The organism is Roseateles asaccharophilus (genome assembly GCF_004362405.1).
Classification (GTDB): Bacteria; Pseudomonadota; Gammaproteobacteria; order Burkholderiales; family Burkholderiaceae_C; genus Kinneretia; species Kinneretia asaccharophila.
Window position 1 is genome coordinate 115,289 of sequence record NZ_SNXE01000008.1, and the last position, 23,506, is coordinate 138,794.

General features: G+C 67.8%; 20 protein-coding genes. 10 read left to right on the forward strand and 10 right to left on the reverse strand.

Annotation, left to right across the window (positions count from 1 at the left end):
• Positions 1 to 7 precede the first annotated feature (7 nt).
• From DFR39_RS16045 to DFR39_RS16055, 3 genes are read right to left on the reverse strand one after another with little or no spacing between them, the layout of a single operon-like run.
• Entirely contained in the window at positions 8 to 2,599 is a 2,592-nt protein-coding gene (locus DFR39_RS16045; protein ID WP_133604774.1) for a [protein-PII] uridylyltransferase, read from the reverse strand.
• 14 nt (positions 2,600 to 2,613) lie between these two features.
• Complete coding sequence (gene map / locus DFR39_RS16050; RefSeq protein ID WP_133604776.1) at positions 2,614 to 3,423, reverse strand: type I methionyl aminopeptidase; 810 nt, start codon at positions 3,421 to 3,423, stop codon at positions 2,614 to 2,616.
• A gap of 54 nt (positions 3,424 to 3,477) precedes the next feature.
• Positions 3,478 to 4,275: an undecaprenyl-diphosphate phosphatase gene (locus DFR39_RS16055; protein ID WP_133604925.1), complete on the reverse strand. Its 798-nt coding sequence runs from the start codon at positions 4,273 to 4,275 to the stop codon at positions 3,478 to 3,480.
• Between the two features lie 117 nt (positions 4,276 to 4,392).
• On the opposite strand from DFR39_RS16055, the gene DFR39_RS16060 reads away from it, so the two are divergent.
• From DFR39_RS16060 to DFR39_RS16075, 4 genes are all read left to right on the forward strand, one after another.
• Entirely contained in the window at positions 4,393 to 5,058 is a 666-nt protein-coding gene (locus DFR39_RS16060) for a TetR/AcrR family transcriptional regulator (protein WP_211343891.1), read from the forward strand.
• Positions 5,059 to 5,155: 97 nt separating this feature from the next.
• The gene (locus tag DFR39_RS16065; protein WP_133604778.1) at positions 5,156 to 5,806 is read left to right on the forward strand and encodes a protein-L-isoaspartate O-methyltransferase family protein; all 651 of its coding nucleotides are present in this window, start codon (positions 5,156 to 5,158) and stop codon (positions 5,804 to 5,806) included.
• Positions 5,806 to 6,135, forward strand: coding sequence for a rhodanese-like domain-containing protein (locus DFR39_RS16070; RefSeq protein WP_133604780.1), 330 nt, complete (start codon positions 5,806 to 5,808; stop codon positions 6,133 to 6,135). The genes DFR39_RS16065 and DFR39_RS16070 overlap by 1 nt, the downstream gene beginning before the upstream one ends.
• A 73-nt stretch (positions 6,136 to 6,208) precedes the next feature.
• The gene (locus DFR39_RS16075) at positions 6,209 to 7,579 is read left to right on the forward strand and encodes a TolC family outer membrane protein (protein WP_133604782.1); all 1,371 of its coding nucleotides are present in this window, start codon (positions 6,209 to 6,211) and stop codon (positions 7,577 to 7,579) included.
• A gap of 54 nt (positions 7,580 to 7,633) precedes the next feature.
• On the opposite strand, the gene nhaR is transcribed toward DFR39_RS16075, so the two are convergent.
• Positions 7,634 to 8,530: a transcriptional activator NhaR gene (gene nhaR, locus DFR39_RS16080; protein ID WP_133604784.1), complete on the reverse strand. Its 897-nt coding sequence runs from the start codon at positions 8,528 to 8,530 to the stop codon at positions 7,634 to 7,636.
• 132 nt (positions 8,531 to 8,662) lie between these two features.
• Here nhaR and DFR39_RS16085 point away from each other — a divergent pair, with 132 nt between their 5' ends.
• From DFR39_RS16085 to DFR39_RS16100, 4 genes are all read left to right on the forward strand, one after another.
• A complete protein-coding gene (locus tag DFR39_RS16085; RefSeq protein WP_133604786.1) occupies positions 8,663 to 9,367 on the forward strand; it encodes a Bax inhibitor-1/YccA family protein in 705 nt (234 codons plus the stop codon).
• Positions 9,368 to 9,635: 268 nt separating this feature from the next.
• Positions 9,636 to 10,421, forward strand: a complete 786-nt coding sequence (yaaA, locus tag DFR39_RS16090) for a peroxide stress protein YaaA (RefSeq protein WP_133604787.1) — start codon at positions 9,636 to 9,638, stop codon at positions 10,419 to 10,421.
• 32 nt (positions 10,422 to 10,453) lie between these two features.
• The gene (locus DFR39_RS16095; protein WP_133604789.1) at positions 10,454 to 11,308 is read left to right on the forward strand and encodes a 2OG-Fe(II) oxygenase; all 855 of its coding nucleotides are present in this window, start codon (positions 10,454 to 10,456) and stop codon (positions 11,306 to 11,308) included.
• Between the two features lie 106 nt (positions 11,309 to 11,414).
• Positions 11,415 to 11,723, forward strand: coding sequence for a hypothetical protein (locus tag DFR39_RS16100; RefSeq protein ID WP_133604791.1), 309 nt, complete (start codon positions 11,415 to 11,417; stop codon positions 11,721 to 11,723).
• Between the two features lie 29 nt (positions 11,724 to 11,752).
• Here the strand turns inward: DFR39_RS16100 and DFR39_RS16105 are convergent, their stop codons facing one another.
• The 6 genes from DFR39_RS16105 to DFR39_RS16130 all read right to left on the reverse strand — a co-directional run bounded on the left by DFR39_RS16105 (position 11,753) and on the right by DFR39_RS16130 (position 18,794).
• Positions 11,753 to 13,003 carry a sterol desaturase family protein gene (locus DFR39_RS16105; protein WP_133604793.1) on the reverse strand — a complete coding sequence of 417 codons (1,251 nt, stop codon included), beginning with the start codon at positions 13,001 to 13,003 and terminating at the stop codon, positions 11,753 to 11,755.
• 78 nt (positions 13,004 to 13,081) lie between these two features.
• Positions 13,082 to 13,987: an aldo/keto reductase gene (locus tag DFR39_RS16110; RefSeq protein WP_133604795.1), complete on the reverse strand. Its 906-nt coding sequence runs from the start codon at positions 13,985 to 13,987 to the stop codon at positions 13,082 to 13,084.
• Positions 13,987 to 14,877, reverse strand: a complete 891-nt coding sequence (gene malG, locus DFR39_RS16115; protein ID WP_133604797.1) for a maltose ABC transporter permease MalG — start codon at positions 14,875 to 14,877, stop codon at positions 13,987 to 13,989. The genes DFR39_RS16110 and malG overlap by 1 nt, the downstream gene beginning before the upstream one ends.
• 1 nt (position 14,878) lies before the next feature.
• Complete coding sequence (gene malF / locus DFR39_RS16120; protein WP_133604799.1) at positions 14,879 to 16,492, reverse strand: maltose ABC transporter permease MalF; 1,614 nt, start codon at positions 16,490 to 16,492, stop codon at positions 14,879 to 14,881.
• On the reverse strand, positions 16,489 to 17,679 hold the full coding sequence (gene malE, locus DFR39_RS16125; RefSeq protein ID WP_133604801.1) for a maltose/maltodextrin ABC transporter substrate-binding protein MalE: 1,191 nt from the start codon (positions 17,677 to 17,679) through the stop codon (positions 16,489 to 16,491). The genes malF and malE overlap by 4 nt, the downstream gene beginning before the upstream one ends.
• On the reverse strand, positions 17,676 to 18,794 hold the full coding sequence (locus DFR39_RS16130; RefSeq protein WP_133604803.1) for an ABC transporter ATP-binding protein: 1,119 nt from the start codon (positions 18,792 to 18,794) through the stop codon (positions 17,676 to 17,678). Before DFR39_RS16130 ends, malE begins: the two co-directional genes overlap by 4 nt.
• Before the next feature lie 348 nt (positions 18,795 to 19,142).
• On the opposite strand from DFR39_RS16130, the gene DFR39_RS16135 reads away from it, so the two are divergent.
• The gene (locus DFR39_RS16135; protein ID WP_170223036.1) at positions 19,143 to 21,635 is read left to right on the forward strand and encodes a glycogen/starch/alpha-glucan phosphorylase; all 2,493 of its coding nucleotides are present in this window, start codon (positions 19,143 to 19,145) and stop codon (positions 21,633 to 21,635) included.
• Complete coding sequence (gene glgB, locus DFR39_RS16140) at positions 21,635 to 23,506, forward strand: 1,4-alpha-glucan branching protein GlgB (protein WP_133604805.1); 1,872 nt, start codon at positions 21,635 to 21,637, stop codon at positions 23,504 to 23,506. Before DFR39_RS16135 ends, glgB begins: the two co-directional genes overlap by 1 nt.

The following is a 23,506-nucleotide window of genomic DNA, read 5'->3' on the forward strand; positions in this document are numbered from 1 at the left end:
GGTGGTGTCAGGCCGGCAGTGAGACCGCGTCCAGCAGCTCGGTCTCGACCTGCAGCTGGCTCTTGTTCTGTTGCAGGGCCGGGCCGTCGACCAAGAAGGTGTCTTCCACGCGCTCGCCCAGGGTGGAAATCTTGGCCAGCTGCAGATTGATGCCATGGCGCGCCAGCACGCGGGCGATGGCATAGAGCAGGCCGGCACGGTCGCTGGTACTGATGGACAGCAGCCAGCGCTGGGCTTTCTCATCGGGGCGCAGCGCGATGCGGGGCGTGAAGGGGAAGCTCTTGACCCGGCGCGACAGCCGCCCGCGCCGCGGTTCGGGCAGGGGGCCCTCGCTGTTCAGGGCCTGCGCCAGCTTGGCTTCCACCAGGGAGACCAGGTCACGGTGATTGAGGTCCAGATCGGGGCTGATGACTTGGAAGGTGTCCAGCGCATAGCCGCTGCGCGTGGTGTGGACCTTGGCGTCCAGAATGTTGAAGCCCGCACCATCAAAGTAGCCACAGATGCGCGCAAAGAGATCCTGTCGGTCCGGCGCATAGACCAGCACCTGCAGGCCTTCGCCCACCGGCGAGGGACGGGCCCGTACCACCGGGGCACCGCCGTCCACATGTCGCCACAGCGAGCGGGCATGCCAGGCCAGCTCGCCCGCCTCGTGCCGGGCAAAGTAGCTGAGCTCCAGCGTGGCCCAGAGTCCCGCCTCCGTGTCGGGCAGCATGGCATGCAGGGCCAGCAGCTGGCGTGCCTCCTGCTTGCGCGCCTCGATATCGGCGTCCAGATTGGGCTTGGCCCCACCCAGGGCACGCAGGGTCAGGCGGTAGAGGTCTTCCAGCAGCTTGCCCTTCCAGGCGTTCCAGACCTTGGGGCTGGTGCCACGGATATCGGCCACGGTGAGCAGGTAGAGCGCGGTGAGGCGGCGCGCATCGCCCATGCGCTTGGCAAAAGCCGCCACCACATCCGGGTCGGAGAGGTCCTCCTTCTGCGCCACGCGCGAGAGCGTCAGGTGTTCCTGCACCAGGAAGACCACCAGGGCCGTGTCCTCGCGCGACAGGCCGTGCTCGCGGCAGAAGCGCCGCGCCTCGGTGCCGCCCAGCTCGGAGTGATCGCCGCCGCGGCCCTTGGCCACATCATGGAAGAGGGCCGCGATGTAGAGCAGATGGGGCTTGTCGAACTGGGCCGCCAGCTGGGAGCAGGCCGGGTACTCGTGGGCATGCTCCGGGATGAAGAAGCGGCGCACATTGCGCAGCACCATCAGGATGTGCTGGTCCACGGTGTAGACATGGAACAGGTCGTGCTGCATCTGGCCCACGATGCGGCGGAACACCCAGAGGTAGCGCCCCAGCACCGAGGTCTGGTTCATCAGCCTGAAGGCATGGGTCTGGCCCTCGGGCTGCTGCAGGATGCGCATGAACAGGGCCCGGTTGGCCGGATCGCGCCGGAAGGCGCTGTTCATCAGCTCGCGGGCGTTGTAGAGCGCGCGCAGGGTGCGGGCCGAGAGACCCTTGATGCCAGGGGTCTGCTGGTAGACCAGAAAGGTTTCCAGGATGGCGTGGGGTTCGCGCTCGTACAGGTCGTCGCTGACGACTTCCAGCATGCCGGCACGGTCCAGGAAGCGCTCGTTGATCGGGCGCATCAGGGCTTGCTGCGAGCCCATGATCTGCTCTTCCAGATTGAGCAGCAGGATCTGGTTGAGCTGGCTCACCGCCTTGGCCGCCCAGTAGTAGCGGCGCATCAGCACCTCGGAGGCGCGCTGGCTGTCGGTGGAAGCGTAGCCAAAGCTCTGGGCCACGGCCGTCTGCAGGTCGAAGACCAGGCGGTCCTCGCGCCGACCGGCTACCGCGTGCAGGCGGCAGCGGATCAGGGAGAGCAGCCCCTCGTTGCGCTGCAGCTGCCGGCTCTCGAAGGGCGTGATCAGGCCGCGGGTGCTGAGCGCGTGCCAGGTCTTGCCCAGTCCGGCGGCGCGCGCGATCCAGATCAGCATCTGCAGATCGCGCAATCCCCCCGGGCTTTCCTTGCAGTTGGGCTCCAGAGCGTAGGGGGTGTCGTCGTACTTGACGTGACGCTGCTGGGCCTCCAGGCGCTTGGCGCGCAAAAAGGCCCGGGCATCCATGGCCTGCATCAGGCGGCGCTCAAACTGCTTGAACAGGGCCTTGTCGCCGGCCAGCAGCCGGGCTTCGAGCATGGCCGTCTGCACCGTCACATCGCCAGCGGCCTCGCTGATGCACTCGCCCAGGGTGCGGACCGAGGAGCCGATCTCCAGCCCCACATCCCAGCAGGCGGTGATGAAACTCTCCAGGGCGCTCTTGAGCGCGCCCGGCTGATGGGCCTCCATGCCGTCGGGCAGCAGCAGCAGCACATCGACATCGGAATGCGGGAAGAGGGCGCCGCGGCCATAGCCGCCCACGGCCACCAGGCCGGTGCCGGCGGGCAGGCCAGCCTGAGCCCACAGGGCTTGCAGCGTGGCATCAACCTGGCGCGCCAACTGCCGCATCAGCCGCTGAGCCGCCGTGACCGAGGCTTTCTGTTGCAGGAAGCTGGCCAGCAGGGCCTGCTTGTCCTGCTTGAACTGGCGCCGCAGCTCGGCGATATCCGGGCCCTGGCTCATGGGGGTGAGGGCGTTCAGGCGGCGGCCGTGATGAAGTCAGGCGGCGGCGGGCTGCCGGCCGACAGGGTCAGCACCTCGTAGCCGCTGTCGGTGACCAGCACCGTGTGCTCCCATTGTGCGGAGAGCGAACGGTCCTTGGTCACAATGGTCCAGCCGTCGCCCATCTCGCGGATCTCGCGCCGGCCCGCATTGATCATGGGCTCGATGGTGAAGATCATGCCCGGCACCAGCTCCTCCAGCGTGCCGGGGCGGCCATAGTGCAGCACCTGGGGCTCTTCATGGAACTTCTTGCCGATGCCGTGGCCGCAGAACTCGCGCACCACCGAAAAGCCGGCGTTTTCCGAGAAGGTCTGGATGGCATGTCCGATATCGCCCAGGCGCGCGCCGGGCTTGACCTTCTGGATGCCCTTCCACATGGCGTCGTAGGTGAAGGCGCACAGGCGCTTGGCGGCGATGGAACCTTCGCCCACCACATACATGCGGCTGTTGTCCCCGTGCCAGCCGTCTTTGATGACGGTGACATCGATGTTGACGATGTCGCCGTTCTTCAGGGGGCGGTCATTCGGGATGCCGTGGCAGACCTGGTGATTGATCGAGGTGCAGATGGACTTGGGGTAGGGCGTGTAACCCGGCGGCTGGTAGTTCAGCGGTGCGGGAATGGCCTTTTGCACATTGACGATGTAGTCATGGGCCAGCTTGTCCAGCTGCTCGGTGCTGACCCCGGGCTTGACATGGGGGGTCAGCATGTCCAGCACTTCGGAAGCCAGGCGCCCGGCGATGCGCATGCCCTCGATGTCCGCGCCGGTCTTGATGGTGATCGTCATGGGCGGATTATCTCAGAGGGGCCAAGCCCGCGTTGGAGTCTGCCCCCAATCCGTTCAAGCGACGAGGCCGGCCCAGGCGGCCAGAAGCACCGCGATGCCGAAGGCGATGCGATACCAAGCAAAGGGCGCGAAGCTGTGGCCCTTGATCCAGGCCATCAGCCAGCGAACCACGGCAAAGCCGGTCAAGGCCGCCGTGCCGAAGGCCACGGCCAGCGCGGCCCAGTTCTCAGGTGGCGCCTGCGTGTTGGAGGCGTATTCCAGCACGGCGAACGCGCTGGCGGCGAACATGGTCGGAATGCCGACGAGGAAGGCGAACTCGGCCGCCGCCGGGCGTGCGAGTGCGCCGGCCAGCATGGCCGCGAAGATCGCCGCCGCGGAGCGTGAGGTGCCGGGGAACACGCCCGCGACCACCTGGGCCAAGCCCACCCACACGGCCACATTCCAGCCGATATGCGTCTGCCCGGGGCGATGGGCGAGCGCGCGCTCGATGGCGAGCATCGCCACGCCGCCAAGAATCAAGGCCAGTGCCACCGGAACCACGGTCTCGGGCAGCTTCCAGCCCATCAAACGCACCGGCAGACCGACGCCAGCGGTGACCACGAAGGCCAGTGCGAGCTTGAGCAGGTAGTCGCGTTGCTCCGCCTGGCGCCAGCCCGCAGCGAGGCTCAGCAGTCGCTCACGGAACACTAGGGTGATGGCGAGGATCGCACCACTTTGGATCACGATATTGAAGAGGTCGGACTTGGGCCCGAGCCACTGCTGGGCAATCAGCAGATGACCGGTGGAGGAGATCGGCAGGAATTCGGTCAGCCCCTCCAGCACGCCCATGAAGGCGGCCTTGATCAATGGCATGAGATCCAACGCGTTCACTCCCTAAAACTTGATGCGGGCGGCGATGATAGCCGCCCCCGATGACTTGACCCCCTGGGGGTGCTTGACTACATTGCTGACCAATCAGTCAGTATTTCGATGCCCAAGTCCAGCCCATCGCGACCCACCGCCCAGCCCGCGCGTCAGCGTCGGAAGGAGGCGAGGCCTCAGGAGTTGCTGGCGGCTGCGCTGGAGTTCTTCGTGGAGAAGGGCTTTGCAGCCACCCGCGCCGAGGAGGTGGCGGCCCGTGCCGGCGTGTCCAAGGGCACGCTTTATCTCTACTACCCCAGCAAGGAAGAGCTCTTCAAGGCCGTGGTGCGCGAGAGCTTGGCGGTGCATATTGCCGAGGGGCATGAGGTGGTGGCCCAGCATCGCGGCAGCGTGGCGGACTTGCTGCGCTTCGTGATGACCGAGTGGTGGCGTCGTGTGGGGCAGGGGGCCGCGGGCGGCATCTGCAAGATCATGATCGCGGAGGCTCGCAACTTTCCCGAGCTGGCCCAGTTCTATGTGGACGAGGTGATTGCACCCAGCCACAGACTGCTCGGCAGCGTGCTTCAGCGCGGCATGGACAGCGGCGAGTTCAGGCCCTTGCCCCTGGCGGAGACGGTCCAGGTGCTGATTGCGCCGGTGCTGCAGCAAACCCTGTTCCTCAGTGCCTTCGGCGCCTGCCACATGCCGACGCCCTGGCCCGAGCCCATGGCAGTGCTTGAAGTGCAGATGGACCTGATGCTGGAAGGCCTTCTGCAACGCCCGCCTTCCGGTTGAGCGGGTGCCGCCGGGCTCCGGCGTGGTGCCCTGACATCAGACTCGCCGAGCGGCGAAATAGAATCCGCGCAGCATGTATTTGAAGGATCGCTCCACCATGAACGTCGAACAAGCCCGCTTCAATATGATCGAACAGCAGATCCGTCCCTGGGACGTGCTGGATCAGGGCGTGCTGTCCCTGCTGACCCTGCTCAAGCGCGAGGACTTCGTGCCGGCCGCCCACAAGGCCCTGGCCTTCATGGACACCGAGATCCCGCTGGGCCATGGCCAGTTCATGCTGGCCCCGCGCGTGGAAGCCCGTCTGCTGCAGGAGCTCAAGGTCACCCGCCACGAGAAGGTGCTGGAGATCGGCACGGGCTCCGGCTATATGGCCGCCCTGCTGGGCCACAAGGCCCAGAGCGTGATCAGCCTGGAGTCCCAGCCTGAGCTGGCCAAGCAGGCGGCCGAGAATCTCAAGCGCGCCGGCGTGCTCAATGTGAAGGTGCTGGCCCAGGACGGCAGCCAGGGCTTGCCGGCCGAGGCGCCCTTTGACGTGATCCTGCTGTCCGGCTCGGTGGCCGAGGTGCCTCGCGCCCTGCTGGAGCAGCTCAAGCCAGGTGGCCGCCTGGCCGCTGTCGTGGGCTCCGAGCCCGTGATGCGCGCCATGCTCTACACCCGTGTGGGCAATGAGTTCAAGACGCAGGTGCTGTTCGACACCGTGGTTCCCCGCCTGGCAGGTTTCGCCGAGGCCTCCGCTTTCAGCTTCTGATGCCGCGCCAACTGCCGGTCGGGGAGGCTGTCGGGCTGCTCAACTCGGCGCAGCCCCCCTTGCTGCTGGATGTGCGTGAGCCCTGGGAGGCCGGGCTCGCTCGTATTGCCACGGCGGGGCCGCAGTGCCTCATGCCCATGGGGCAGGTTCCGGAGCGTCTGGCAGAGCTGGACCCCTCGCAGTCCATCGTGGTTTATTGCCACCACGGGATGCGAAGTCTGCAGGTCGTCGCATTTTTGGAGCGCCAGGGCTTCGAAAACGTCTATAACCTCGCCGGCGGCATTGAGGCTTGGTCGGTGGAGGTCGACCCCGCAGTGCCGCGTTACTGACAGCGCCCCGTTCACGAATTCGCCCTAGCAAGGAAGACACATGCTCGCCGATCACAAGAAGACGAAGACCCCCATGATTCGAGCCGCAAGCGCCTGTGGGCGCCTGGCCCGTCTTCCCTTGGCCCTGGGCTTGCTGCTCGCGGGCGCGGCGGCGCAGGCGCAGAGTCTGCAGGAGTTGTACGAGGCGGCTCGCGCTTTCGACGCCTCCTATTTGGCGGCGCGTGCGCAAGCCGAGTCGGCCCAGCACCGTGCGGAGCAGGCCAATGCCCTGGCGCGCCCGACCCTGGGTCTGGGTTTGAGCGGCACGCACCAGCAGGCCGATCCGCCGAGCCGTTTCGCCACGGTCAACGGTCAGACGGTGCAGGTCAGCGGTGACCGTGTGGGCACCACCACCTGGCAGACCGGGTTGAACGCCAAGTACGCGCTCTACAACCGTGCCAACGCCCTGAGCATCGAACAGGCACGTCGCGCCCTGGGGGTCAGCCAGGCCGATCTGGAGGCCGCCGAGCAGGACCTGATCGTGCGCGTGTCCCAGGCCTATTTCGATGTGCTGGCGGCGCGCGACGTGCTGGCCGCCACGCGGGCTAACAAGGCGGCCAATGCCGAGCAGCTGGCTTCGGCCAAGCGCAATTTCGAGGTGGGCACCGCCACCATCACCGACACCCGCGAGGCCCAGGCACGTTTCGACCTGAGCACCGCCCAGGAGTTGGCGGCCGAGAACGATCTGCGCGTCAAGCGCGTCACCCTGGACCAGATCGTGGGCCGCAACGGCGTCGAGCCCAAGCCCCTGGCGCTGCCCGTCGCCCTGCCGGCGGTAGCGCCCCTGAATGTGGAGCCCTGGGTGAACCAGGCCGACGAGTTGCACCCGCTGGTGCGCAAGGCACGTCTGGGTCTGGAGGTGGCGCAGCTGGAAACCGGCAAGGCCCGCGCCGCCAATGGCGTGACCGTGGACATGACCGGCAGCCTGGGCGTATCGGATGCCCGTGGCTCCGGGGCCCAGCTCCCGGGCACCACCACGGCTGCAACCGTGGGTGTGCAGATGAATCTGCCGCTCTACACCGGCGGCTACAACCAGAACCGCATCAAGGAGACGCTCTCCCTGGAGGAGAAGGCGCGCAACGATTTGGACTTCGCCCGCCGCTCGGTGGCGGAGGGCACGCGCCGCGCCTTCCTGGGGGTGCAGTCCCTGCAGGCCCAGGTCAAGGCCTATGAGGCGGCCGAGGCTTCCAGCAAGCTGGCCCTGGAGGCCACGCAGCTGGGCTACAAGGTCGGCGTGCGCGTGAATCTGGATGTGCTCAATGCCCAGAACCAGCTCTACAGCACCCAGCGCGATCTGGCCAAGGCTCGCTATGACACGGTGCTGACCGGCTTGCGCCTGCGCCAGGCTTCGGGCCAGCTGCGGGCCGAAGACGTGGCGGCGGTGAACCAGCTGCTGGCCAAGTAAGCCGCACCGTCTCCTCTTGCACACCCCGCCGCAGCAGCCCTGCGACGGGGTGTTTTACTTTCCGAAGAGCCTGCCGCGGGCGGCCTCGGTGATGGCGACCACGCCCGGATGGGTGAGCCGGCGCTCCACCGAGATGGCATAGAACTCCTGCACCAGCTCATCGCTGCGCCCCAGCAGCTCGACCCCGTACTGCGCGCAGGTCTCCTGCTCCAGCACCGTGGGGGCCGTGAACACGCCCCGGCCCTGACGGCCAAAGGCATTCATAAGCGCCCCGTCGTCGAACTCCGCCAGCACATGGGGGTGCAGCTCGTGTCGGGTCAGCCAGGCCTCGAGCAGGGGGCGCACCGCTGCGGCCTGGCCCTGGATCAGCATGGGCGCGTCGTTCAGGCAATCGGGGAATCGGCCCTTGAGCTTTTTGCGCAGCGAGGGCGCGGCAAAGAAGCTCAGCGGGCTTGAGCCCAGGGCGTGATTGAAGGCCTTGACGCTGACCTTGTGGGGCAGGGGCTCGTCGGCCAGCACCAGATCCAGCTTGTGCACCGCCAGCTGGCCCAGCAAATCCTGGAACTTGCCTTCGTGGCAGGACAGGTGGAGGTCCTCCTCCACATTGAGGGCCGGTTCCAGCAGGCGGTAGGCCACCTGTTTGGAGACCGAGTCCGCCACGCCCACCTTCAGCTCCAGCTGGCGCCGTCCCTGACGCGCCTGGCGCAGCCGCGACTCCAGATCCTGGCCCAGGGCAAAGATCTGGTCGGCGTAGCTGAGGGCAAGCCGGCCCTCGTCGGTGAGCTCCAACCGGCGGCCGGCCTTGCGAAAGAGCTTGCGCCCCAGCCGCTCCTCGAGCAGCTTGATCTGGCTGGAGAGTGTTTGCGGGGTGGTGTTGAGTTGCTCACCCGCGCGCACGATGCCGCCCGCCTTGGCCGTGACCCAGAAGTACTGCAGATGCTTGAAGTTCATGATCGGGTGTCTTGAAGATTCGTATAAATCGAAATATACGGCTTGAAAAATCGAATTTACGCGAAGTATCGCCGAGTCTAAATTTCAGCCTGTCGATGCCTCATCGACGCGTTGTCTAGAAAGGACTTCAGCATGAATACCTCGCGTCAACCCTCCGAGCTCGGTGTCGCGGTGCTGCCGCAGCAGCAGGCTGCCGGGCGTCGCGAAGGACTTCTGGCCAGCCACCGCGTGCTGCGCAACACCTATGCACTGCTGGGCATGACCCTGCTGTGGGCCGCCGCGGTGGCGGGCGGCAGCGCCGCCCTGGGACTGCCGCGCCCCGGCATCCTGCTGACCCTGGGCGGCTATTTCGGCCTGCTGTTCCTGACCTACAAGCTGGCCAACAGCGGCTGGGGTTTGCTCGCGGTCTTTGGCCTGACCGGCTTCATGGGCTACACCCTGGGCCCCATCGTCAACCATTACCTGGGCATGAGCGGTGGTGGCCAGATCGTCACCCTGGCTCTGGGTACCACGGCAGCCACCTTCTTTGCCCTGTCGGCTTGGGTGCTGACGAGCAAGCGTGACTTCAGCTTCATGGGCGGCTTTCTGTTTGCCGGCATGGTGGTGGCGCTGCTGATGGGTCTGGCCGCCATGTTCTTCCAGCTACCCGCCCTGGCACTGGCGGTGTCCGGCCTGGTGGTGCTGCTGTCCAGCGGCCTGATCCTGATGGAGACCAGCCGCATCGTGCACGGCGGTGAAACCAACTACATCCTGGCGACGGTGGGCCTGTTCGTCTCGATCTTCAACCTGTTCTCTGCACTGCTGAGCCTGTTTGGCTTCGGCAGCAGCAACGAGTGATCAGCCGCCAGAGCTGAAACGATTGTGTGAGGACTCCCTGAGTCTTGGGCTGACGGCCTGAAGCGATTCAAGTCAATGAGCCACGCCGGCGCCGCTTTACCGCGGTGGCCGGCTCTTTTTTTTGCTGCGGTGCGACTGCGAGGGCTGTCCGGGGCTGCGGCCGGCCTGGCCGCCAGCGACAGCTTCGTCACCCCCGGGATCGCCATGATGCTGGCGCAGCAAGACCTGATCAGCGCGGGCTGGGTGAGGGCGCGGCACAATGCCGGCCATGCTTTATCTGCTCTCGCCCGCCAAGTCGCTGGACTATGAAACCCCCGTGCCGCCCGCGCTGGCGGCGCTGGCCACCGAACCTCAGTTCCTGTCCCAATCCAGCACCTTGATCGAGGTGCTGCGCCACAAGAGCGTGGCCGATATCTCGGCCCTGATGGAACTCTCCGAAGCCCTGTCCACCCTCAATGTGGAGCGTTACCGGGCCTGGGAGCCGCGCTTCACCGAGGCCAACAGCCGGCCGGCGGTGCTGGCCTTCAATGGCGATGTGTACGAGGGCTTGCAGGCCCACAGCCTGAGCCTGGCGCAGCTGCAGTGGGCCCAGGAGCATGTGGCCATTCTCTCGGGTCTGTACGGGGTCTTGCGGCCGCTGGATCGCATGCAGCCCTATCGCCTGGAGATGGGCACGCGACTGGCCACCGCACGGGGCAAGAACCTCTACGAGTTCTGGGGCGACAGCCTGGCCGAGCACCTGAACCGTCGCGTTGCGGCCAGCCAGGTACCCGTCATCGTGAACCTGGCCTCGCAGGAGTATTTCCGCGCTGCCGACCGCAAGCTGCTGCAGCCGCGCGTGATCGAGTGCCAGTTCGAGGACTGGAAGAACGGCCAGTACAAGATCATCAGCTTCTTCGCCAAGCGCGCCCGCGGCTTGATGGCGCGCTACTGCATCGAGAAGCGCATCGACACCCCCGAGGGCCTGTGCGGCTTCAATGTCGAGGGCTATGCCTATCAGGCCGAGCTCTCCACGCCTGAGCGCCTGCTGTTCCGGCGCCGTCTGGTCGACTGAGATCACCCCGGCTTGTTGCAGAATCGCGGCTCATGAATGCTGCACAGACCATCACGCCCGAGCTGCGTCAGTGGATTGTTGAACAGGCCCGAGCGGGTGTCGGTCCGGAGCAGGTGCTCAAGGCCATGATGAGCAGCGGCTGGGAAGAGGCCGTCGCCATCCAGGCCCTGGAGCAGACCCTGGAAGGCTATCTGCACCAGCACGCCAGCGCCAACAGCCTGCCACCGCCCTCGCGCGTGCCGTTGCCGGATCTGGCCGGCGCCCCGTCCAGCCTGGTGGTGGACGGGCATGAGATCAAGGTGCTGCTCACCCTGAAGAATCCGCAGCTGGTGCTGTTCGGCCATCTGCTCAGCGATCAGGAATGTGATCTGCTGCGCACGGCGGCTGCCGGCCGGCTGGCACGTTCGGAAACCGTGGCCGCCGCCAGCGACGGCAGCGAGGTCAATGCGGCTCGCACCAGCGAGGGCATGTTCTTCGAGCGTGGTGAGAACGAGATCTGCAAGCGCATCGAGGCCCGCATTGCGGCCCTGGTGAACTGGCCGGTGGAGAACGGCGAGGGCTTGCAGGTGCTGCGCTACCGCCCCGGGGCCGAGTACCTGCCGCATTACGACTATTTCGACCCGCGCCACGCCAGCACGCCCGCCATCCTGCAGCGCGGCGGCCAGCGCGTCGGCACCCTGGTCATGTACCTGAATACCCCCGAGGGTGGCGGCGGCACCATCTTCCCGGATGTGGGTCTGGAGGTGGCGCCGGTGAAGGGCAATGCGGTCTTCTTCGCCTATGACCGCCCGCATCCCATGACGCGCAGCCTGCACGGTGGCTCGCCCGTGCTGGCCGGTGAGAAATGGGTGGCGACCAAATGGCTGCGCGAGGGCCGTTTCGACTGAGGAGCGGGCTCGAATACGGGCGACGCGCCCGCCTTGCTGCCAGCCCATGTCCGACCCAGGCGTACGCCTAGAATCGGCCCGTCCTCACCGACTCACACACATCAAGATGAAGAAGACGCTGCCCTTGCTGGCCCTGGTGGGCCTGTTCACCCTCGGGGCCCCGCTGGCCCAAGCCCAGGCTCCCGGCGCTGGCTCGGCCTGGACCGAGACCGCCCAAGGGCGTGTGATCCCGACCGGGACCCCGCAGGCCAAGGCGAAGTCGACCAAGAAGAAGTCCGTCGCCGCGGCCAAGGGCAAGGCTGGCAAGAAGAAGGCCACGAAGGCGAGCGCCGCCCAGAAAGGCAAGAAGAAGACCGGGGCCAAGGCCCTGACCGCCTCCGGCAAGTCGCGCAAGACCGCGCGTTCGCTGCACTGAGCCTAAGGGAGCCGCAGCGCTCCCCCGCCTCAGCCGGGCGCCGCGCGGGGGGCACGCCGCAGGCGTGCCATCCAGGCCAGGCCGGCCAGTGCATTCACGAGCACGCACAGCCACAGCAGCAGGACCAGTGCCTGCGCTGGCGGCGTGCTGCCCAGTAACTGGATCAGCGCCAGCCCGCCCAGGCCGACCTGGCGCATGGCCTCCTGCCCCAGCCGCCCCGCAGGCTGCTCCAGCAGCCGGCCCAGCATCACCAGATTCAGGCCCAGGCCCAGCGCGGCCGCCAGGGCCTGAACGCGTCCCATCCCGGGTTCCACGGCCAGGAAATACACGCCCAGCACCAGCAGCAGGGCCAGTTGCAGCAGGCCGTAGCCGGCCAGGCCGGCGGGCAGCGCGGGAGCGTAGCGTTCGAAACGACTCAGGTCTGGCAGGGGCTTGGGGCAAGCCCGCAGGGCCGCGGCGGGACGCCAGGCCGGTGGCTTGAACCAGATGCGCAGGCGGTCGCCCCAGTTGTCGGCCAGGCGGGCGTCGCGCCAGAGATCAGCATAGGTTCGGGTGTTGGCGGTCCAGGCATTCCAGGCCTTGAGCTGGCCCAGCACGCCATAGACGATGGGCTCGTCCTCGCGCTCCTCCACAAAGGTGCCGAACAGCCGGTCCCAGAGGATCAGGATGCCGCCGTAGTTGCGATCCAGGCAGTAGTCGTTCTGGCCATGGTGCACGCGGTGGTTGGAGGGCGAGACGAAGACGCGGTCAAACCAGCCCAGCTTGCCCACCAGACGGGTGTGGACCCAGAACTGGTAGAGCAGATCGATCAGGCCCACCACCACGAACATCAGGGGCGGCACGCCCAGCAGGGCCAGGGGCAGGTAGAAGATCCAGCCCAGCAGAAAGTCGCTGCCGGTCTGGCGCAGCGCGGTGCTGAGGTTGTATTCCTCGCTGCTGTGGTGCACCACATGCGCGGCCCAGAGCACGGCCACCTCGTGGCCGAGGCGGTGCTTCCAGTAGTAGAGAAAGTCGTAGAGCAGCAGAGCGCCGGCCCAGGCCCAGGGCGAGCTGAGCGACCACTCGGGCAGCAGGGCGGCGTGTTGCCACACCGCGCTGTAGATGCCCAGCATCAGCAGTGAGGTGAACACCGCCACCAGCTGGCTGACGATGCCCAGGGACAGGCTGGACACGGTATCGGCCGCACGATAGACCTGCAGGCCGCGGCGGCGGCTCCACCAGAACTCCAACGCCATCAGGAGCAGGAAGACCGGGACCGCGTAGATGATGGGGTTCAGCATGGTGCCGCGCAGTCTAGGCCGCGGCTCAGCCCGGTTTGTGCCGGGCAAACCCGGGTTTGGAGGCGCGGGCCTAGGCGTTCAGATCAGTCCGGTCCAGTCCGGGCGGAAGTCGCGGCGCAGACGCCTCAGTACCGCCTCGGGCAAGGGGCCGCGTTGCACGGCGGCCAGATTGGCCTGCAGATGCGCCAGTTTTGCCGTGCCGGTCAGCGCGCTGGACACACCCGGCGCATGGGCCGCAAAGCGCAGGGCCAGCGCGGTCCAGTCGCGCTCCCCGGCCTCTTCCAGCAGGGTGTCGGGCAGGGCCAGGGCTTGCCAGCGGTCCCAGTACTGGCCCTCGGCATGATCACCCGGGCGCTGCGGCCGGTGCCAGATCGCGCCCGCCACGGGCCGCTTGACGATGAGGCCGATGCCGGCTTGCTCGGCCCGTTGCAGCGCCCCGCTCAGATTGATCTGGTCGCACAGGCTCAGCGAGGTCTGCACGCTGCCGAAGTCGCCGCAGGCCAGGGCGTGGGCCAGCTCGGCGTTGTCTCCGGAGTAGGCCGCCACACGCAGCTTGCCGGCGCGCTGGCAGTCCAGCAGGGCGCGCGTGAGCTCGGCGCGCTGCAGCAGGGGCAGGGGGCAGGAGTGCAGATGGGCGATGTCCAGCCACTCGCAGCGCATCAGGCGCAGAGCGCGCTCCACGCCCTGCACGATGCACGCGTAGCTCCAGTCGGCCACGCCTTCCACGCCATAGCCCAGCTTGGTGGAGAGCAGGAATTCGTCGCGTCTATGGGCCAGATGGCGGCCAATGCGCTCCTCCGAGAGTCCGTAGCTGCGGGCGGTGTCGATCAGGCTGATGCCCAGGTCCAGCACCTGGTTGAGCAGGCGGCCGGCCTCGGCTTCGCTCAGCCGGGCGTCCTGCAGATGCATGGCACCAAAGCCCAGGGCCGACACCTGGAGTCCGCTGCGCCCCAGCGGGCGCTGGGGCAGTGCGAGCTGTGTCATCAGCCCTTGACCCCGCCCGCGGTCAGGCCGGAGACGATCCAGCGCTGGGCCAGCAGAAAGACCAGGGTGATGGGCAGGCCCGAGAGCACGGCGGCCGCGGCAAAGTCGCCCCAGAGGAAGCGCTGGTCATGCAAAAAGTACTTGGAACCCACGGCCAGGGTCAGGTTGGACTCCTCGCGCAGCAGCACCGAGGCCACCGGGTACTCGATGATGGTGCCGATGAAGGCCAGCACAAAGACCACCATCAGGATGGGCACGGCCATGGGCAGCAGCACGCGGCGGAAGGCCTGCCAGTGCGAGGCGCCGTCCACCTTGGCGTTTTCCTCGATCTCCACCGGAATGGTCTCGAAATAGCCCTTGATGGTCCACACATGGGTGGCCACGCCGCCCAGATAGGCCACCACCAGGCCCGCATGCGTCTCCAGGCCCAGGGCGGGCACAAAGCTGCCCAGGGTTTCGAAGATGGCGTAGATGGCCACCAGGGCCAGCACCGGCGGGAACATCTGCAGCAGCAGCATGCTGTTGAGGATGCCGCCCTTGAACGGGAAACGCAGGCGCGCGAAGGCATAGGCCGCGGTGGTGGAGATGCCCACGATGGCCAGGGCCGAGAGCGTGGCCACCTTGATGGAGTTCCACAGCCAGGTCAGCACCGGGAAGGGCGGCTGCACCAGGGCGCCGTCCGGCCCCTGGTAGGGGATGCCCAGGGCCAGCTTCCAGTGCTCCAGGCTGATCTCGGTGGGGATCAGGCTGCCGGTGGCGAAATTGCCCGGGCGCAGCGAGATGGACAGCACGGCCAGCAGGGGGAAGAGGGTGATGGCGAGAAACACCCAGAGCAGGGCATGGGCGGCGAACACGCGCCAGCGGGCCTGCTTGCCTCGGACGATGGCCATTTCAATGCCCTCCCTTTTTCATCAGGCGCAGATTGATCAGGGACATCGCGGCCACCAGGATGAAGATCAGGGTCGAGATCGCGGCCGCCAGGCCGAAGTCCGAGCCCGAGTCGCGGAAGGCGATGCGGTAGGTGTAGCTCACCAGGATGTCGGTCTGGCCGGCCGGGATCTTGGTGGACAGATAGTCCGGCCGCCCGTCGGTGAGCAGGGCGATCAGCACGAAGTTGTTGAAGTTGAAGGCGAAGGCCGAGACCAGCAGCGGCGCCAGCGGCTTGATGATCAGGGGCGCTGTGATCCGGCGGAAATTTGTCAGCGGCCCGGCGCCGGCAATCGCCGAGGCCTCGTAGAGATCCGCCGGAATGGACTTCAGCAGGCCGGCGCACAGAATCATGATGTAGGGGTAGCCCAGCCAGACGTTGACGATCAGCAGCATGGTCTTGGCCAGCAGCGGGTCGGCAAACCAGGCCGGCTTCACGCCGAAGAGCGCATCCAGGATGGCGTTGATCTCGCCGAAGTTCTGGTTGAACAGGCCCTTGAACACCAGGATGGAAATGAAGCCCGGCACTGCATAGGGCAGGAAGAGCAGGGTGCGGTAGGTGTTGCGCCAGCGCAGGTCTTCCCAGTTGAGCAGCACGGCCAGCAGCATGCCGATGGCGGTGGCGAAGGCCACGGTCAGGGCCGAGAAGATCACGGTCCAGCTGAAGATGGACAGGAAGGGGCCGCGGAACTCGGCGTCCAACACCATGCGGGCGTAGTTGCGCCAGCCCACCGAGACCTTGTAGCCCGGCTGCAGGGTTTCGCCACTGGCGGCGGCGCTGAAGAAGCCGCTCTGCGCATCGGGCTGGAAGACCTGGCCGTCGCTCAGGCGCTTGAGGCCGCCATCGGCCAGGGCCTCGTAATGCGCTCGCAGCGGGCCGAACTCGCGCAGGCCCAGATAGCGCAGGCTGGCCAGCTCCGGCGAGCTCTCGCCGGGCAGGCGCAATTCCAGGCGCTGCAGGGCCTCGCGGTGGCGGATCAACTCGCGCAGCGGCAGGGCCTCGCCGAGGCTGATGCCACCGGCCGGCAGCAGCGCCTGCGGCGTGGTCTGGCCGCGCAGGGCCAGGGGCGGGCTCACCCACTGCGGCGCACCGCCCTCGCGCGGACCCAGGGCCAGGCGGTACTCGCCCCCGCCCACGGCGTGCAGGCTGTAGCCCAGCACGCGCTCCTCCACCACATCATGCTGTTCCAGCAGATAGGCGCGCACGCGCTCCTGGCTCAGCAGATGGGCCGAGGAGTAGTTGGTGAAGCCGATCTGCGTGGTGTAGAGCAGGGGGAAGGCGATGAAGATCAGCATGCCCGCCACCCCGGGGAAGAGGTAGCGCCAGGCCAGGGCGGCCTTTGAGAGGTAGATGTAGAAGCCGGCGGCAAACAGGGTCAGGGCGCCCAGGCCCCAGGCCGTCTGGCCGGCCAGGTACAGGCGCATCACCAGATAGAGCGCGGCCAGCATCAGCAGGCCCACCAGCGGCCAGTACAGGGCCTGGAGCAGGCGCTGGGCCCGACCCGGGGGCTGCACCGTGTAGGCCCGGGCCAGGGGCGAGCCGGCCGGCTGGGCAGAGAAGGCGGTGGTGGCGTTCATGGCTTGAGCTGCATGCGGGCGGCCGCGCCGTTCAGCGCGTCCTGGGGGCTTTGCAGACCGTTGGTGATGGCCTCCAGGGCCGCGTCCATGGCGGTCCAGAAACGGCCCACCTCGGGCACATTCGGAATGGGCTGGCCGGCGCGGGCGTTCTCCATGCTGGCCTTGATCAGCGGGTTGGCGGCCAGCTCGGCGTAGAAGGCCTTGTTGGCCGGCACGCCCAGGGGCACGTCGGCATCCAGCAGCTTGAGCGCCTCGGGCCGCAGCAGATGCTGCTCCAGGAACTCACGCGCCACGTCCTTGAGCTTGGAGGGCGCGGCGATCATGCAGCCCAGCACGCCCACAAAAGGTTTGCTGGGCTTGCCGGGCACGACGGCGGGGATGGGCGCCACGCCAAAGTCGATCTTGGCGCGGCGCGCGTTGTCCCAGGCCCAGGCGCCGGAGATCATCATGGCCACCTCGCCACGGGCGAAGGCGGATTCCATCTCGGCATAGCGGGCGCCGCGTGGCATATGGCCGTCCTTGATCAGGCGCTCGATCATGCGGCCGCCTGCCAGGGCGCCGGCATTGTTGACGCCCACCTGGGCGGGGTCGTACTCGCCGTCCGGCGTGCGGCCGAAGATCTCGCCGCCCGCGCCGGCCAGTAGGGGCCAGCTGAAGAAGCTCTTGTTGTAGTCCCAGAGGATGGCGCGCTTGCCCTTGCGTTGCAGCTGGCGGTCCAGCGCGATCAGCTCCTCGAAGCTGGCGGGCGGCTTGGGCACCAGGGCCTTGTTGTAGATCAGGCCCGTGGTCTCGATGGCCAGGGGATAGCCCCAGAGCCGGCCGCGGTAGCGGAAGGCCTGCCAGGCGGCGTCCTCGATCTCCGCGCGCAGGGCGGGGCCGGGGCGGATGGGGCTGAGCAGGCCGGCCTTGGCCCATTCGCCCACGCGGTCATGCGGCCAGCAAAAGATGTCCGGCCCCTTGCCGGCGCCGGCGGCCTGCTGGAACTTGTCGGTGGCGTCCACCGGATGCTCCACCACCACCTTGACGCCCGAGCGCTGCTCGAAGGCATTGCCCACCTGCTGCAGGCCGTTGTAGGCCTTGTCGCCATTGATCCAGACCAGCAGGCGCGGCGCGGTCTGGGCCGCCGCCCCCAGGGCGGCGCTCAGCAAAGCCGCGGCGATCAGGCCGCGTGCGGCGCGGCGCTTCATGCTGCGAGCTCCGGCGCGGCCTGGCGGCGGAAGGCGCGGCCCTGGGCGTCGAAGAGGTAGAGCGCCTCGGGCGGCAGCTGTAGCTCCAGCTGGTCGCCGCTGCGCAGGCGGTCATGGCCGTTGCGGCCCTCGAACTGGCAGGTCAGGGGCTCGTCCAGACCGGGGTAAGGGCAGTAGGCAAAGGTGGTGCCGCCCAGGGACTCGACAAAGGCCACGGTGCTGGGCAAGAGGTTCTCGCTGCCGCCCAGGCGAAGGTGCTCGGGGCGCACGCCCAGGGTCAGCAGGTCGCCGGGCTGGGCGCGCGTGGCGTCCACCAGGGCGCGCATGGTCTGGCCGCCGGCCAGGCGCAGCAGGGCCTCGCCCGGCGCGGCGCTCACCAGGGTGGCGGGCAGGAAGTTCATCTTGGGGCTGCCGATGAAGCCGGCCACGAAGAGATTGTCCGGATGCTCGTAGAGTTCCAGCGGCGTGCCCACCTGCTCGATGCGGCCCGCGCTCAGCACCACGATGCGGTCGGCCAGGGTCATGGCCTCCACCTGGTCGTGGGTCACGTAGACCATGGTGGTCTTGAGCTCTTCGTGCAGCTTGGCGAACTCATAGCGCATGCGCACGCGCAGGGCCGCGTCCAGATTGGACAGGGGCTCGTCGAAGAGAAAAACCTCGGGCTTGCGCACGATGGCGCGGCCGATGGCCACACGCTGGCGCTGGCCGCCGCTCAGGTCCTTGGGCTTGCGGTCCAGCAGATGCTCGATGTGCAGGATCTTGGCGGCATGGCGCACGGCGCGCTCGATCTCGGCCTTGGGCACCCGCGCCAGCTCCAGGCCGAAGGCCATGTTCTCGTAGAGATTCATGTGCGGGTAGAGCGCATAGCTCTGGAACACCATGGCGATGCCGCGCTCGGCCGGCGGCACATCATTGACCAGGCGGCCGCCGATGCGCAGCTCGCCGCCGGTGATGTCTTCCAGGCCGGCAATGCTGCGCAGCAGGGTGCTCTTGCCGCAGCCTGAGGGGCCGACGAAGACCATGAACTCGCCGTCGCGAATCTCCAGGTCGATGCCGTGCAGGATCTTGGTCTCGCCATAGGCCTTGACCACCGATTGCAGCTTCACGTCTGCCACAGGGCTACCTCCGGGCCGCGCACCGCGTGGGCGAGGCCTGTCTCCGTTGTAGGGGGAATCGATGCAGGGGGCTGCGCGCGACCGCGGGCCGCGGCCGGGGCCTGTACCGTGTTTGTAGAGAATATACAGGCTGACATGTAGTTCTACAACGGAATCAACCCTGATGGACCCGAGTGTTTACACATAAAATCAAAGGCTTAGACTGCTTCTGGGGATAACCCGATGTAGTCAAACTACACAAATCATCGGGCTTGGGGGATACTGGAATCCAAGGCGGACTCCCGCCGCCTTCCCGCCCGTCTACCGATTCTTGCCCCGCGCTGCCGGGCCTGCATTGCTGAACACCCGATGAACAACACGCTCGCCACCCGCAACGCCATGTCCAAGAAGCCTGCCTCCGACGCCGCCGATCTTGCCGCCCAGGCCTTTGCCACCGCCCTGGAGCGCGAGCTGGCCCAACGCGGCCTGCCGGGCGGCCCGGACCGCGACAGCCTGATGCGCGCCGCCGCCAGCGCCTGCCGTGAGCAGCTGGCCCGGCGCTGGGCCGTCACCCAGCAGGCCGACGCCGCGCGTGGCGAGGCCGCAGCGGTGCGCCGGGTGCACTATCTCTCGATGGAATTCCTGATGGGCCGCGCCCTGGCCAATGCCCTGGCGGCCCTGCAGCTGGATGCGCCGCTGCGTGCCGCGCTGCTGGCCCAGGGTCAATCGCTGTCCGATGTGCTGGAGCGCGAGCCCGATGCCGCCCTGGGCAATGGTGGCCTGGGTCGCCTGGCGGCCTGCTTCCTGGACTCCTTCGCGGAGCTGGGGCTGCCGTCCTTCGGCTACGGCTTGCGCTACCAGTACGGCATGTTTGCCCAGGGCATCCAGGGCGGCCGCCAGGTCGAGTCTCCGGACGACTGGCTGCGCGCCGGCAACCCCTGGGAGATCCACCGCCCCGAGCTGCGCTACCCCGTGGGCTTCGGTGGCCGCGTGCAGGTCGAGGAGGGCGGTGCCCGCCGCTGGCTGCCGGCCGAGACCCTGGTGGCCGAGGCCTATGACTTCATCGTGCCCGCCCACCACAGCGAGCGCGTCTCCACCCTGCGCCAGTGGCATGCTGCGGCCGAGGCGCCCATCGACTTCAAGGCCTTCTGCCAGGGCGACTATGCCGCCGCTGCCAAGCACCGCGTGGCCGCCGATGCGCTGAACTGGGTGCTCTACCCGGACGACAGCACCGAGGCCGGCCGCGAGCTGCGCCTCAAGCAGGAGGCCTTCCTGGTCAGCGCTTCGCTGCAGGACCTGATCCAGCGCCATCTGCGCGAGGGCGGCGAGCTGCGCAGCCTGGGCCGGCGCAATGCCATCCACCTCAACGACACCCATCCCGCCCTGGCGCCGGCCGAGCTGATGCGCCTGCTGATGGACGAGCAGGGCCTGGGCTGGGACGAGGCCTGGGCCATCACCCGCCAGGCCATCTCCTACACCAACCACACCCTGATGCCCGAGGCCCTGGAGACCTGGCCGGTGCGGATGTTCGAGGCCCTGCTGCCGCGGCATCTGGACATCATCTATGAGATCAACCACCGCTTCCTGGCCGAGGTGCGCCAGCGCTTCCCGGGCGATGAGGGCCTGATCGCCCGCGTGTCCCTGATCGATGAGGGTGGCGCCTACGGGGGCGAGCGCCGCGTGCGCATGGCCGCGCTGTCTATCGTGGCCTCGCACCGCGTCAACGGCGTGGCCGCCCTGCATTCCGAGCTGATGGTGCAGACCATCTTTGCCGACTACGCCCGGCTCTTCCCCGAGCGCTTCCACAACGTCACCAATGGCGTGACGCCGCGCCGCTGGCTGCAGCAGGCCAACCCGGCCCTGTCGGCCCTGATCGATGCGCGCATCGGCCGCGGCTGGCGCCAGGACCTGGGCCAGCTGGCCCAGCTCAAGCCCCTGGCCGCCGATGTGGGCCTGGGCCGTGAGCTGCAGGCCGTGAAGCGCGCCAACAAGGAAAAGCTGGCCGCGCTCATCCGCCGCGAGCTGGGCCTGGTGGTGAGCCCGGACAGCCTCTTCGATGTGCAGATCAAGCGCATCCATGAGTACAAGCGCCAGCTGCTCAACATCCTGCATGTGATCGCGCGCTACCAGGCCATCGTGGCCAACCCCGGTGCCGACTGGACGCCGCGCACCGTGGTGATTGCCGGCAAGGCGGCCTCGGCCTACCAGATGGCCAAGAGCATCATCCAGCTCGCCCATGATGTGGCCCGCGTGGTCAACAGCGACCCGCGCGTGGGCGACAAGCTCAAGCTGGCCTACCTGCCCAACTACGGCGTGAGCCTGGCCGAGACCATCATTCCCGCGGCCGATCTCAGCGAGCAGATCTCCACCGCCGGCACCGAGGCTTCGGGCACCGGCAATATGAAGTTCGCGCTCAACGGCGCCCTGACCATCGGCACCTGGGACGGCGCGAACATCGAGATGGCCGAGGCTATGGGCGTGGAGAATATGTTCGTCTTCGGTCTGCGCACCGAGGCCGTGGCCCAGATCAAGGCCCTGGGCTACGACCCGCGTCTGTATGTGGAAGAGAACCTGCAGCTCAAGCGCGTGATCGATGCCATCGCCCAGGGCGACTTCTCCAACGGCGACACCGGCCGCTACCGCGCCCTGGTGGACAAGCTGCTGGGCAGCGACCCCTATCTGCTGATGGCCGATTTCGCCGACTACCTGGCCGCCCAGGCCCGTGTGGATGCGCTGTTCCGCCAGCCCGAGGCCTGGGCCGAGCGCGCGCTGCGCAATATCGGCGGCATGGGCTGGTTCTCCTCGGACCGCACCATCGCCGAATACGTGGACCGGGTCTGGTCGGTGCAAAGCTTGCGCTGATGCCGACCACGTTGCTCGCCGCGGACGACCTCGCCCTGCTGGCGCGGGGCGAGCACCCGCGCCCCTGGCAGCATCTGGGCGCCCAGCTGCTGCCGGGGCAGGGCGTGCGCTTCGCGGTCTGGGCGCCGGCCGCGCGCCGTGTCAGCGTGGTGGGCGATTTCAATGGCTGGGACGGCCGGCGCCACCCGCTGCAGCGCCAGGGCGCGTCGGGCGCCGCGGGCGCTGAGTTCTGGGCCGCGCTTGTACCCGATGCGCGGCCGGGCCAGTTCTACAAGTACGAGCTGGAGGGGCCCGACGGCCGCCTGCTGCCGCTCAAGGCCGACCCCTATGCCCGGGCCGCCCAGCTGCGGCCCGACAGCGCCTCCATCGTGCCCGGCCCGCTGCCGGCGCGGCAAGACCTGGCCCCGGCCCGCCGCGCGGCCGACCGGCGCGATGCGCCGATCGCCATCTACGAGGTGCATCCCGCCTCCTGGCGCCGGCCCGATGGACGCTTCCCCAGCTGGGACGAGCTGGCCGAGCAGCTGCCGGCCTATGCCGCCGACCTGGGCTTCACGCACATCGAGCTGCTGCCCATCACCGAATACCCCTTCGACGGCTCCTGGGGCTACCAGACCCTGGGGCTGTACGCGCCCAGCGCCCGCTTTGGCCCGCCCGAGGGCCTGGCGCGCTTTGTGGCCGCCTGCCATGCCCGGGGCCTGGGCCTGCTGCTGGACTGGGTGCCGGCGCACTTCCCGGTCGATGCCCATGGCCTGGCGCAGTTCGACGGCACCCCGTTGTATGAGTACGCCGATCCGCGCGAGGGCTTTCATCGCGACTGGAACACCCTGATCCCCGATTTCGGCAAGCCCGGCGTGCGCCAGTTCCTGGCCGGCAGCGCGCTCTACTGGGCCGAGTGCTGGGGCGTGGACGGTCTGCGTGTGGATGCCGTGGCCTCCATGCTCTACCGCGACTACTCGCGCCCCGCGGGCGAATGGCTGCCCAATGTGCAGGGTGGGCGCGAGAACCTGGAAGCCATCAGCCTGCTGCAGCGCATCAACCGCAGCCTGGGCGCCGAGGCGCCCGGGGCCATCACCCTGGCCGAGGAGTCCAGCAGCTTTCCCGGCGTGAGCGCACCGGTGCATGCGGGCGGGCTGGGCTTCCACTACAAATGGAATATGGGCTGGATGAATGACACCCTGGCCTATCTGCGCGAGGACCCCATCCACCGCCGCTGGCACCACGACAAGCTGACCTTCGGCCTGGTCTACGCCTTCAACGAGAACTTTGTGCTGCCGCTCTCGCACGACGAGGTGGTGCATGGCAAGGGCTCCCTGCTGGGCAAGATGCCGGGCGACGCCTGGCAGCAGTTCGCCACCCTGCGGGCCTACTACGGCTTTATGTGGGGCCACCCGGGCAAGAAGCTGCTCTTCATGGGCCAGGAGTTTGCCCAGCCCAGCGAGTGGAATTTCGAGACCGAGCTGCCCTGGGCCCTGCTGCAGCAGCCGCGCCACGCCGGCATGCAGCGCCTGGTGCGCGATCTCAACCAGCTCTACCGCCGCGAGCCCGCGCTGCACCGCCTGGACTGCGAGGCCGCCGGCTTCGCCTGGCTGCAGGCCGATGACCGCGAGCACTCGGTGCTGGCCTGGGCCCGCTTTGACGGCGAGGGCGGGGTGGTGCTGGTGGTGAGCAACTTCACCCCGGTGCCGCGCCATGACTACCGCCTGCCGGTGCCTGCCGGCTTTGCTGCCTGGCGCGAGCTGCTCAATACCGATGCCGAGATCTATGGCGGCAGCCAGGTGGGCAATCTGGGCGCCAGCCTGCCCACCCGCGCCGATGGCAGCATCGCGCTGAGCCTGCCGCCCCTGGCGACCCTGTTCTTGAAGCCTGATTGA